The sequence below is a fragment of the Leptospira sanjuanensis genome, assembly GCF_022267325.1.
Taxonomy (GTDB): domain Bacteria; phylum Spirochaetota; class Leptospiria; order Leptospirales; family Leptospiraceae; genus Leptospira; species Leptospira sanjuanensis.
On record NZ_JAIZBG010000001.1, the window covers coordinates 780569 to 793177 of the forward strand.

A 12609-nucleotide genomic window follows, 5' to 3' on the forward strand; every position below is an offset into this window, starting at 1 on the left:
TATTTAGAAATCCTAAATAACTCATAAGATCCTCGTCGTAAGGAATTTAAGCAAGATACAACATATTTACAAGGAATGCAAAGATTATAAAGATGAATATTAAAACAAATGGGAACAGTAAACATAATACGGATTATCCTCAAGTAATTAAGTCACGTTTAAATGAAGATGATACCAACTCTGACGATTTCATTCAGAAAGGATTTCCTTGCTGTGCTGATTTGAGAAGTGAATTGGAAGAAGTGCTTAGTTTAATAAATAATAATATAATCTCACGATCGACTGATGCGAATATCCACCTAACGGGTTTTTTACGAGATAAGGGACAACGATATCATTTTCTGACGAATACGTTGCAAAATAGAAATATTATATCGATCGAATTTGAGAAGGATATTCCTGCATCGATGAACCAAACAGAATTCGAACTTAGTAATTTTCTATCAATGTCTTTGGATTTGGAAATAAATCCGAATATTCTTCTCGAAAAATCAGCGCTTTTCCTAATTCGAGCTCATATCTCATCAGAAAATTTGTCCCGTGAACTCGGTTATCATTGTTTCGGATACCTTTTCAACAATGTTTCTTCAGAAATGTTTTTGTTGACGCATGGGAGAGCGGAAATAATCCGACAATCAATCGATTCTATTCTGGTAATCGTACCCAATGATAAAAAGGAGTTTGATCTCGGCACTTTTGCGAATCAAATCATCGCAATTATGAATTATCCGATAAGTTATCTCGGTAAAGAAGTCTATTTTAAAATTTCAATCGCCGCTCTTTGGGTAGAAGGACGCGACGAATCCTTCGAAAACCTGAAATCACGTCTTTCAGATTCATTGGAGATTGCCTCTCAATATCCATTTAGTAATTATGTTTTATGTGAATCGGGTAATATGGTCGCCACTAAGAAGGATCAAATCAATAAAGCCTTAAAAGATGCAATCGCCAACGAAGAACTTCATCTTCGATTTCAGCCGATCTTAAATACGTCCACTAAGAAAATAGAATTTATTGAAACCTTAGTCCGATGGACGCATCCACAAATGGGTACGATTGGTCCTGATGTTTTTATACCCATGGCGGAAGTTTCAGGTCGCATTTTGTTCATTGGAGATTGGGTTATTCGCCAAGCCGTTAAGGAATTTTCAATTCTAAAAAGAAATGTTGCGGCATTTAAAAACTGTATTTTGTCGATCAACATTTCGCCAATACAGTTGGGTCAACAGGATGTAGCAAAAAAGATCTCGGAAATTACGTCCGAATACTTTATTAAGCCGGACCAAGTATTGATCGAAGTTACCGAAACATCGGTGTGTCATTACGATACAATTAAGTTGATTGAGCAAGTTCAAGCGATCCAACGAAACGGATTTAGGGTCGCCATTGACGATTTCGGAAAAGGGCATTCCAATTTTTCTCGATTGGAACAAATGTATTCGGATTTCGTGAAGATCGATAAGAGCATGTTAGAGGGAGCCGTGAATGCTAAATCGAAACGGAAAGTACTTTCTTCACTAATAGAAATTATGCATACTTTGAATAAAAAGGTAATCTTAGAAGGAATCGAAAATGAAGATTACGAAAAGATTGCTATTGAAGTTGGGGGGGATTTTGTTCAGGGTTATCATTACTTTCTTCCAATGAGACTGGTAGATTTAATAACTAAAGATCTGAGTCTTTATGAGTAATGAAATTGATAAATTATTGACGAACAACTATAAGGATCTTCTAAAAAGGGAAAAGATTGAATGAAGCAAGATATGGAAGAATTTCAGTATAGACCTGTGGAATTAGAAGAAAGGGAATTCCAAAAGAGATTAAATGATCTTGTTTGTGATTCTGTTGAACAATCTTTGATGTATATTCTTGAAAGAACGGAGGAAGATGAGTTCATATGGGATGACCTGGGGTTTGAATAATGTAAAAGTGAAATCGTCAGGCATTGAATTGATGAGCAAAATGAAAAATCTGTCTATAAGTATATTATAGGACTTGGTAAAAAAGGTCTTAATTGTTTTAAGGGGATAGAAGAGGACACCAAGACCTTACGACGCGACGTGAACAGATCAAGAAATCAAAAATAACTCCAATCCAAAGAATTCATTTCGATCTTACAAAATAGAAATTACCTTCGAATATTCTGATTGACGTTTTATCCTACATATGTATAGTATTTTGGCTATGTCAGGTGCATATTCTTTTCTTACATTTCGCACAACACCAAATCCCACCTCCAACCCGTTTCTGCGAAACGTCCTCGGAGCCGAGATTTCCACAGCTTTTGTAAGAAAAGAATCACTACAATATATCCAGTCTCCTTCGCATTCCGCTTTTAAACCATCTAAATCACTGTCGGCCAAAGATCGCTTTTCTCAAAAGTTCCCTCACTTAAATACTGACTATTATACTCAAATCACTAAGAATCTATTATCCACTCTCTATCCTAAAAGTTGCCCACAGTGTAAAATTCCACTTAGCAAAGAAGTTTCTACCAGAGAGAATGTGATTCGTTGTCCTAAGTGTAATTATTTAGAATCAAGGACTTCTGGAACTCCTTTAGAACATTTGAAACTTCCATTATGGGTATTTAGCTATTTACTGATTGAGTCAATTGAACTCTTTCCATTAGGTCTATCAGCTTCAGCAATCTGTAGAAGGTTATCAGTTTCAAAGAATACCGGAACGTTGTTGAAAAGAAGGCTTCAGATCTTCTGTAGCGATTTGATTCCTTTGATTAAGGAAGAAATGGTCAAGGATCTAAAGAAAGCTTGGAAGGGTAAAAAACTGCCAGAAACAGGGGATTTAAAGCCTTTTATTGAAGGCAAGCCAGTTGTTCATACAGATACGCTTGCCTTATTCTCAGCTTCTCAAAGAGCCAATGGATATCGGAAGAGATTTAAGCATAAAGGTCAGACAGCTTCTATCTATTTAACAGATTCAGTAGCTGAAGAGAGAGGTAAATATCAGATCGGAACTCTTTGTCATACGATTGCGATTAAAGGTGGTCCAGTAATACTATCCTCTGTCCCTGATCAAAAGCAGAAAACACTTCAACCTTTGTTTGATTTCTTACCTGAAGATGTTCCTTTGTTCGCGGATGAAGGTATTCCTTGGATGGAACGATACAACAAGAACTTTAGAAGTATCAATCATTCTAAAAGAGCTAAGGATACAAAGAGAAATGTCTGGGGAAAGAATCGCTGGTCTGAGAATGGAATTCATACTCAAGTGGCTGAAGGAACTCAGCGATCGATTAAGTATTCTTTTTTAGCGTCTTACAGTTATATACGACCAGAGAATAGTATTCTTTATCTGAATGAATATTCGGCTTTGAAAGGGATTCGAGTCTATGGTTTAGAAAGGCTCGTTGGTAAGAAGAAGTTAGGAATATTGCGGAATGTAGGGAGTAAGTTTGTAGTTATTCCTTTCTTACATTTCGCACAAAGCCAAATCCCAGCTCCAACCCGTTTCTGCGAAACGTCCTCGGAGCCGAGATTTCCACAGCTCATGTAAGAAGCGGAAAACTAAAATATATCCACAGTCCTTCAGCTTCAGCACTCAAATCATCTAAATCACTTTCAGCCAAAGATCGTTTTAACCAAAAGTTTCCTCACTTAAACACTGACTATTATACTCAGATTACTAAGAATCTTCTTTCTACTCTCTATCCGAAGAAATGTCCTGACTGTAAGATTCCACTTAGCAAAGAAGTTTCCACGCGAGAGAATGTAATCCGTTGTCCTCAATGCAATCACTTGGATTCACGAACTTCTGGAACTCCATTAGAGCATTTGAAACTACCGCTGTGGGTGTTCTCCTATTTACTCATTGAATCGATTGAACTCTTTCCATTAGGTCTTTCAGCTTCAGCGATCTGTAGAAAGTTATCCGTCTCTAAGAACACCGGAACATTGTTAAAAAGAAGACTTCAGATCTTCTGTAGTGATTTGATTCCATTGATTAAAGATGAGATGGTTAAGGATCTGAAGAAGGCTTGGAAGGGTAAGAAACTCGCTGAATCAGGCGATTTGAAGGATTCTGTTGCAGGTAAGCCTGTTGTTCATACCGATACTTTAGCTCTATTCTCAGCTTCTCAGAGAGCAAATGGATATCGAAAAAGGTTTAAGCACAAAGGTCAAACAGCGAGTATCTATTTAACTGATTCCGTTGCTGAAGAGAAGGGTAAGTATCAGATCGGAACTTTAGTTCATACTCTTGCGATTAAGGGCGGTCCGGTAATTCTTTCCTCTGTTCCTGATCAAAAACAAAAAACACTTCAACCTCTCTTTGATTTCTTACCGGAAGATGTTCCTTTATTTGCTGATGAGGGAATTCCTTGGATGGAAAGATACAACAAGAACTTTCGAAGTATCAATCATTCTAAGAGAGCTAAGGATACAAAGAGGAATGTCTGGGCGCGGAATCGTTGGTCAGAGAATGGAATTCATACTCAAGTAGCTGAAGGAACTCAAAGAAGTATTAAGTATTCTTTCCTCGCTTCTTACAGTTACATCCGACCAGAGAATAGTATTCTTTATTTGAATGAATATTCCGCATTGAAAGGAATTCGAGTCTATGGTTTAGAAAGACTCGTTGGAAAGAAGAAGTTAGGTTTATTGCGGAATGTAGGGAAGGGATATAGGATTTCTAACAAGACCCGTAAAACTGCCAAGGAACCGATAAATCTACTTAAAAACCGTCAAAGTCTTCTTTATTCCTCACCTACAACATTCACAAGAATTCATTCGGATCACAGTAGAAGTCGTAAGAGTATCAATAAGAAATACCGATTCTTGTTCGATGAAAATCATCTCTTCTCGCTCAAACAGGCTCATATTGACTATTTAGATTTCATGGAATCGGGTCCAATTCTTCGAAAACAAAAAGAAAAGTTCTACAACTCAATCGCTTATTCGATTTGGAATCAGCTGAGTTTTGAAACCGACTATAATCTATTGCAACACGACTTTAAAGAATTAACAACGCACATGCCAGTGTTTCGAATTATTCAAAGGTGGGCTAAACTTGGAATCGCCGATATCAAACTCGTTGGAAAAAACAAATACGAAAGAAAACAGTTCATACTTAAGAAACTCATACCGGAACTGCCGGATGTTCTGTATACGTTCGATCGAAACCAATATGAGAATAACGAGAATGTCGAAGAAAACATGGAGATTGTTTTTGAGAATCCTATCTTCGGTGGAAGGAATAAATACGGAATCAATAAGAAAAGAAGAATGGAACTATTAGGAGATTTGAATGGCAAAGACAGAAAAAAGTAAGAAGCCAAAAGCTATGTTTAAATTTACAACGAATGATTTTTATGAACTTCTCGATAAATACGATCGTAAATGTGCATTGACCGGTCGAATTCTAACACCACTGACTGCTGAAATCGAACTTAGAGAACCCTATAAGAAAGTTGGAATTGCAGAAAAGGAAAACCACTACCTCGTAGATAAAACTGTTTCTTATCTTGCACGACACATTTCCGAGGAAGAAATCATTGAAGTAGCGGCGGAAATCATTCGTTTTAGGGGTTCTGAAAAAGGATATTCTATCTCTGAAAATAAAACGAAGAAGGTAAAGAATTGAAACATCCGGATATTGAAATTCAATTTCCTAAGCATTGGATTCGGAATATTGTCGATGGTCTTCGAATCAGACATTATCAGAGGATCAAGTGGTCTTGGTATAGAAATCGAAAAAATGAGAAAGAGCGAACTTGGTATCAATGTCATTGTCGTAACAAAATCAAATTGTTCCAATTATCCTTAAAAGAGAAAAGTCCGCGAGCTGTTGATCCTTGGAAGGGATACCTTCGATTACAGAAAATAAAACTTAAATTCAGCTACGATTTATATACGGCTTGGCAAGAAGCTGAATCTCGTATTTTGAAAAAGATGAATCAAGGTATTTTTGTTAAGATCAAAGATGGATTATGGCTTCACGCGGCTCAGATGCAAGCGCAGAGGTTGAATGGAAGGCAAATTCAAAGGACGAAACTTAAAATTGAAAAGTATAAAATTACGAAGCAAATAGACAGACTTAGAAAACGTTATCGAAGGAAGCCAAGGAACCAAAGTGAGTTGGATTGGAACAAAGTAATGATAATAGCCAGACTTAAATTTCCGGAACGATATCAGAAATCCTTGGATGAGGCTTGCGATGTTTTGGTAAGGAAGTTGAATAGGAGGATAGAAAGGATTCTTTAAAAGGATCACCTGAGAACAGATTTGGCGTCATAAAATCCAGTGTTTTCTACCAACACCTATAAGTATATTATAGGACTTGGTAAAAAAAGGCCTTAATTGCTTTAAGGGTGTAGAAGGGACACCAAGACTTTACGACGCGTGTTTCTTTACTTGACGCGACTCTTAAAATATTTGGATTGTTGTACGAAAGGTGAAAAATGATTAATTGTGTAAATCAAAGCCGTACTGATATTCTTTTTCATAGAATTTGATTGCTTCCATAAAATTTCGCAAAATTAAATTTCAAAAGAGGTCTTAGGTAGTTCAAGCTGTGAAATTGAACGGCAATTGAGCGAAATTTGTAACCTCATTACATTGTTCTAATTCAATTTCTTTTCTACAAAAGAGAATATCTTTTCGAAATTAGTAATTGTGGTTTTGGACAATTTAATTTCTTTTTTTGAAATTAGTAGATCCTCTATCGAAGTGAAGAAATTCCTTTTGGAATATTCCTTTTCTTCAGGATAAAGATGATTAATTATTTTAAGCTTTTCCGCGTCTGTGAATAAATTTTCAGTCGCAAATCCATCCCATTTGCTATTGATATCTATTAGATTGAAAACTACTTCCGAACTGAGTAATCCGATCTCAGATTCATATCTTTTCTTAGCTTTTCCACCAGCTCGATCTCCATCGAGAATAACTATAAATTTCGTTCCCCAAGCCAAATATAATTTTATTATCTTGAGAATATCATCTCCATTTCCGGGATAAGGATTTAGAGAATATTTTTTATTGAAAATTATCTCATTAATATATCGCATGCAATAATAATCATATTTCCCTTCGAATACAGTTAAACTGGGCACGATATCCAATTTACTTGGCTGATAATCTAATGCATCAAGAATAGGTTGAAAATATGTAGATTGATTCGGATTGTTTGCAACAAATTGCCTATACGAAATAACCGCTACGTCGGTGCTACTTTCGTCAAAATCTATTTCATTTTCATAATCTAAAGCTTCGTTTTTAATTATATAAGCTCCGGATAGCCAAGTAGGATCAATTAGATAATGACTATGAGTAGTATAAATCAATTTGCAATTATTTGCCAAATCTCCAAATACCTTCAGAAGTATTTTTTGGGCAGTCGAATGAAGATTATAAGCGGGTTCATCTAATAAGAAAATAGTTTCACCTGGGTCTTCGTTACGGACCTTTCTGAATTCAGTAAATAAAAGGAATGTAAAAAACCATCGAAAGCCTAAACTTCGTTCTCTTATCTGAAATTTATTTGAACCTTCTCTGATTTTTATTTCAAAGTAGCTACGCCCGGCATCCTCACCAATTTGTAGTTCAATGTCTTTTGATTTAGAATTAGGAAAAATTTGCTTCCAGGCCGAAAAAATTACCTGATTCATTTTTGAAGACATTTTTAAAATCTGTGACTCTAAGGCTTCTTTTGCTTCTATTGATGTTTCTCTTTTTTTGAACCGTTCAACTATGTGCGTACCAATATGAAGATCGCCACCCATATAATCTAAAACGTCTTGTATAACCTGAAGATAAAATGGCTGACTCTTCTCTTCCTTTGTTTGCGGTTTATTAACTTGCTGTAAATTTTCTTTTCCTATGTCGAGGGCATCATCCAAGTATATTTTTTGCGGAATATCGAAAAGAAAGTTCGGATAATATATTATAACTGGCATTTGCGAAGTAAGATAATTTTTTATACCTTCTTCTTCAACATTCGATAAGTCGATTGTTTTAATTTTCCCTGTTTTCGTTGTAACATCAAATTTCAAATTCCAATCAACAGTACTACTACTTGGAATAGAATTTATAAATTTATGTTTTTTAGTCGCACTAAACTGTTTTACTTCTTCATTAAGAGTGCACTTATATTGTTTTTCTATATAATCTGAAAATGCGACTTTGTCTTCTTCTGAAAAAACTAAAGAAGCGGTAATTTCTATCGATTCATTAAAATTATGCTTTTTCGATTTAGGTATAAATTCGTGAGTGTTATCTTGTTCAGTTCGAGAAAAGAAATGTATTGCTTCAAGTATGGTCGTTTTACCACTTTCGTTTAATCCAACTAAAGTAAAAATATTTATCTGTGGATGTCTTGTTAAATCAATTTTCACTGATTTAATTCCCTTAAAGTTCTTTATTTCAAAACCAACGTATTTCATAATTTACCTCAGATATTTTGCAAAATGACTTAGGCTTACATTTGCCTCGCGAACAGACAGATCTAAATAAAGTGCATAGTAGCAATACGAATTTATGTGTTGGGTACTCCGCATTTGCTATTTTTCGTGCGTTATCTCACGCTCAAGAGAGCCAGGATTTTCTTTTGCAATCACATAGTTTCCCAAAGATGGAGCAGAACGAAACGTACTATTTTCTCTTGCAATTGTATTCAACAAACCCAGTACAAAACCTGCAAGATAATCATTACCTGAAAAACTTGGAAAGTGAATCCAACCTGTCTTTATTTTCTCTCCTCCAGGTAATTTCTCCCAATGATATGCCCAATACCCATGATTGATGATACACATGGTGTAAATTGGCGGATCACGATCAGATTGAGGAGCCAGCTCATACAACCGATCTAATTCGGATTTTCCTTTAAGGTCCGTTGAATAAGCAAAATAGAATGGAATAACTCTGGAAATATGTTGACGATCTTTCAGGCCGCGCACACGACGCATCTTCTGAACGGCATTGTTAAGTTCAGTACGCGAGGAAACAGATTTTACTTCCCCAGCATAAAGAACTGCTTCAATAGGAACGTATGCCTTAGCGCCATCGTAAAAACGAGCAGGTAAGATCCGTTTATTATAAATAATCAAATCCGTCTGTTGAGAAGTATTCCCGAAAGAATCAGCTATGAATCCGGAGCAAATATCCCAGCCGTCGGGCAAATATAATGAGAGAAACCGACCGATACCCGATTCGCGTGCACTACCTTTTTCACCTTGATGGGGGATGTTACTTGCGATTTGCGCATCAGCGATAAGACGGCGCATATCCTCCTCAAATAATTCAGAATAAAATGGATGACTCAATTGTTTTTCCTTCGCTCACTTAGAGCGTGCATTTCGTCAAACTACGATCTACGGATTTCGTATATTCGAAGTAATAAATATTCAAACCAAAAAATTGAGATTAATTATGAAAAATAAGAATAACTAAGTAGAGGTTGTTCTTAGTATCTTTGATGCCAATTTAAAGATCAAGGAGATCTGTAGGTTTGATTTTTAGTCTTTTGCAAATTTTCAAGATTGTATTAATTGTCGTGTTTGCTCTACCGGATTCGATTTCCTGAATTGTCCGAAAATGGATAGAAACATCGCTTCCATCATCCATGTCTTCCTGGGTAATTTCTCTTTCTTTACGAAAATGTTGAATTTTATTTCCTAACTTTTTCCTAAACTCTTGGGCTTCATTTAAAAAGTCTTTTTTGTTCACCCACATTATTATGTGGGCTTCGAGATTTTACACCTACAGTCTAAAATGTGGATACGGAGAATTCATAAAAACAGAGATATTTCCAGTTAAAAATATAATTCATTTCTAACCTGTTCAATTTGAGTTAATTTATGCCCACATTATGATGTGGGAATTGTTTGACAAAGAAAAGGCACATTGTAATGTGTATAATCTATTTTGCCTTTGGAGAAAAATAATGAAATTGATTGGTAAATCTTTAAGCTTTTTTATATTTATTGGCTTTTTGGTCTTTAATTCGCCCACCTTTTCTTACCCCAAAATCGGAAATTTATCAGGTCGAATCATTTACATCTCTATTTACAACGGTCGCGAGCAATTGGTCACTCGAACTCAATTGAATCCAGGCGAACGCGTAACCTTGAGTGCTTGCGATCAGTTTATCGTATTCGGTGATACGAACCCACCAACCAATTTAGCTAAATTCTCCGCATGTGATCGTGAGATTGTCATCAATCCCGATTTAAAAGGACAGAGGGTCGACTAACTCTAATTAGAGCAAGGCTGTGAGAAATTAACCCTTATTTTCTGCGCTTCTATGAAATCAAAACTAATAGCTTACTTTTTCTGGTTTTTAGGCTTCGGGATGTTCGGCTTACACCGCTTTTATCTCGGAAAATTCATTACTGGACTTCTCTGGCTCTTTACAGGAGGGTTCTTCTTCGTAGGAGCCTTCCTGGACTTTTTCACCCTTGCTGACCAAGTCGATGCCGTGAATGCAAATAACGCACTAAATCAGATCCGAACCGCAACTTTATTCAATGCCCTGGCATCATTACGAGGAAACAAAAATGAAAACAATTAACTTAAATTTTCTAAGGATCGGCGGAAGAATTATTTTTCTCACTCTGGTATCCGCTTTAATGAGCTGCCTTGCTTATCAAGAGAAGAGAGAGGTCATTGAAAAGAATCAAATCGGTGAAATCAAAGAGATTCAGGATTTCGAAGTATCGGCTCCTGATGTCAGTGCAAATGCATTGGAATTCACGATTTATCAGAAGGGTGAAGTCAAGTATAAGGCAAAAGTAAAGAAAACAGTTTCACTAAAACGCGACAAGGACGGAAGACTTTGCGCAGTAGATTCTCAGGGTAAATGCGGGAGCTATTATGAATCTTTAGCAATGGGTACGATTGCAACGGTTGGGATATGGATTCCCTTTGCTTTAGTATTTGAATGGATTCCAGCAATATTTAAAACCGGCGAATCCGTTACCGAAGAAGAAATTAGTGAGTTAAAATCGATCAACCAATGTAAGCTTAAGAGTGGTGAAGCAGTGTTCGAATATCAAATTGGTGAAGGTAAAACGCACAAGGCTTCAGTTGCAAATTGTGTTGCATCAATTCCACTCAGTAATGAATTCAATTCGGCTTATGATATTTCTTATAGCTTATCGGTAAATGATGATCTTCGTGATAAAGGCTCTATAAGATACTCTTCCGATGGCGGCCCGTTCGGAGTCATAGAAAGTCCTCGATTTTTAGCAATAAGAAAGAATGCTGATAGACTTCTTGCTAAAATATCCGCTGAAGAGAATCGAAAAGCTCAGATTGCGAACAAAGCTGAAAGAGAACGAAAAGTCACTCAGTGTTCGGCAATTGTAGCGGCTCTCAATCCTTATTCACCAGACTTGGACCTGAACAGAGATGCAACGTGTTCTTTAACCTGTAATAAATACGCACGTATTCAATTTCCTCGCGAAACATACCGAATCCTTCCGGAATGCAATCGTCAGTGTCGAGAATGCTGGGATGTTTTTTCTGGTAAGTCTAACGGCTCCGGTCAACAAGTGGATTATTCCAAATTCGATCCAAGTGAAGTAAGGTCTTACTGAGTTCTCTTAATTAGTTCAATCAAAGGAATCATCTATGCTCATTAAATACATCACTCAATTTAATACAGGAACTAAGCTTTACAGAAACACTGTCTTTACAGCTTTCATTGGAATCTTACTCCTATTGATCGCAAATATCACTTCCAGAACCTCCTTTGCAGAGAGTAGTTCTTCGTTCACATTCGCTTTTGGATTCCTGATTTCAACGGTGGCTATAGTTCTCCTGATTGTTTCAGCCGCCTTGAAGAGAGGTCCGATTTCAATTTACTTAGTTCTTATTTTCATTCTTCTTTTCAGTATGTTTCCACAGATGAACGACTCAAACTTTTACAGCATTTGGTATGATGAATCACCTGTAACGACTGAAGATTCTTTAAAGATTTCCGGAGAGATATATACTGAAGGAGAGGTCTTGGTCAATGGAAAGTCTGTTGAACGCTTGGACAAGAAGTGGAGTATCAATTATCCTCTTAACCTCGGGGAGAATGCAATCAAGGTCGTCCTGAAACGTCCAAGTGGATTCGACAGGTTCTCGGAAGAGTTTAAAGTTGAACGAGTGACTAAGGAGGAATTAGCACGACGTAAGGCAGAAGAAAAAGCAAATCAGTTGGCTTCAAAGAAGAAAGCTGAAGAGGATGCGAAAGAAGGACTGAAAGAAGCTAATGCGGCGGAACTTGCAGAGGGTTGTGAAAAGAATCCCGAGAAAATGGTTAAGATTGAAAACTTCAACTGGATTAAGGATGAAATCAATCAAACCTACTTCAAAGCATTGGTCTATAATCCTTGTCCGATCCCTCTAAAAGATTTTCGGTTCCACATCGAGTATTTTGCTCCGAGTGGAACAAAAGTCGATTTTGGCTCTGAAGTTGTTTACGACAAGTTGGAGCCTGGAAAAAGAAAGTGGATGAAGTTTGCGAATTCTGTTTGGAATGAACAGGCAACGTCGGTTCAGCTTTCTATCCAGATCGCAAATAAGATGTGATTAATTTTCTTCGCTAAACTATTCTTTTTAAGATCCGGACTCATTGGATTAGTTTTTAATACGCTATTCTAATAAG

Annotated in this window: 13 protein-coding genes; 10 read left to right on the forward strand and 3 right to left on the reverse strand. The window is 36.6% G+C overall.

Going from position 1 to position 12609, the window contains the following annotated elements; all coding sequences use genetic code 11:
- Nucleotides 1-92: 92 nt before the first annotated feature.
- The 6 genes from LFX25_RS03620 (at nucleotide 93) to LFX25_RS03645 (ending at nucleotide 6221) form a co-directional block, all read left to right on the forward strand.
- Entirely contained in the window at nucleotides 93-1691 is a 1599-nt protein-coding gene (locus LFX25_RS03620) for an EAL domain-containing protein (RefSeq protein WP_238728957.1), read from the forward strand.
- A 60-nt stretch (nucleotides 1692-1751) separates the two neighbouring features.
- Complete coding sequence (locus LFX25_RS03625; RefSeq protein WP_238728958.1) at nucleotides 1752-1922, forward strand: hypothetical protein; 171 nt, start codon at nucleotides 1752-1754, stop codon at nucleotides 1920-1922.
- Between the two features lie 262 nt (nucleotides 1923-2184).
- Complete coding sequence (locus tag LFX25_RS03630; protein WP_238728959.1) at nucleotides 2185-3516, forward strand: transposase; 1332 nt, start codon at nucleotides 2185-2187, stop codon at nucleotides 3514-3516.
- Between the two features lie 278 nt (nucleotides 3517-3794).
- Nucleotides 3795-5288, forward strand: a complete 1494-nt coding sequence (locus tag LFX25_RS03635; protein WP_238728960.1) for a hypothetical protein — start codon at nucleotides 3795-3797, stop codon at nucleotides 5286-5288.
- The gene (locus LFX25_RS03640) at nucleotides 5266-5601 is read left to right on the forward strand and encodes a hypothetical protein (RefSeq protein WP_238728961.1); all 336 of its coding nucleotides are present in this window, start codon (nucleotides 5266-5268) and stop codon (nucleotides 5599-5601) included. Before LFX25_RS03635 ends, LFX25_RS03640 begins: the two co-directional genes overlap by 23 nt.
- Nucleotides 5598-6221, forward strand: coding sequence for a hypothetical protein (locus tag LFX25_RS03645; RefSeq protein WP_238728962.1), 624 nt, complete (start codon nucleotides 5598-5600; stop codon nucleotides 6219-6221). Before LFX25_RS03640 ends, LFX25_RS03645 begins: the two co-directional genes overlap by 4 nt.
- A 359-nt stretch (nucleotides 6222-6580) precedes the next feature.
- On the opposite strand, the gene LFX25_RS03650 is transcribed toward LFX25_RS03645, so the two are convergent.
- The 3 genes from LFX25_RS03650 to LFX25_RS03660 form a co-directional block, all read right to left on the reverse strand.
- Nucleotides 6581-8398, reverse strand: coding sequence for an ATP-dependent nuclease (locus LFX25_RS03650; protein WP_238728963.1), 1818 nt, complete (start codon nucleotides 8396-8398; stop codon nucleotides 6581-6583).
- 117 nt (nucleotides 8399-8515) lie between these two features.
- Nucleotides 8516-9277, reverse strand: coding sequence for a DUF6602 domain-containing protein (locus LFX25_RS03655; protein WP_238728964.1), 762 nt, complete (start codon nucleotides 9275-9277; stop codon nucleotides 8516-8518).
- Nucleotides 9278-9437: 160 nt separating this feature from the next.
- Nucleotides 9438-9686, reverse strand: coding sequence for a helix-turn-helix domain-containing protein (locus LFX25_RS03660; RefSeq protein WP_238728965.1), 249 nt, complete (start codon nucleotides 9684-9686; stop codon nucleotides 9438-9440).
- 211 nt (nucleotides 9687-9897) lie between these two features.
- On the opposite strand from LFX25_RS03660, the gene LFX25_RS03665 reads away from it, so the two are divergent.
- Genes LFX25_RS03665 through LFX25_RS03680 form a run of 4 tightly spaced genes read left to right on the forward strand, consistent with a single transcriptional unit; the run spans nucleotide 9898 to nucleotide 12533 of the window.
- Nucleotides 9898-10206 (forward strand): hypothetical protein, encoded by a 309-nt coding sequence (locus LFX25_RS03665; protein WP_238728966.1) that lies wholly within the window; start codon nucleotides 9898-9900, stop codon nucleotides 10204-10206.
- 51 nt (nucleotides 10207-10257) lie between these two features.
- Nucleotides 10258-10524 (forward strand): NINE protein, encoded by a 267-nt coding sequence (locus LFX25_RS03670; RefSeq protein ID WP_238728967.1) that lies wholly within the window; start codon nucleotides 10258-10260, stop codon nucleotides 10522-10524.
- A complete protein-coding gene (locus LFX25_RS03675; protein WP_238728968.1) occupies nucleotides 10511-11551 on the forward strand; it encodes a hypothetical protein in 1041 nt (346 codons plus the stop codon). The genes LFX25_RS03670 and LFX25_RS03675 overlap by 14 nt, the downstream gene beginning before the upstream one ends.
- 34 nt (nucleotides 11552-11585) lie before the next feature.
- Complete coding sequence (locus LFX25_RS03680; RefSeq protein WP_238728969.1) at nucleotides 11586-12533, forward strand: cell envelope integrity protein TolA; 948 nt, start codon at nucleotides 11586-11588, stop codon at nucleotides 12531-12533.
- Nucleotides 12534-12609 lie beyond the last annotated feature (76 nt).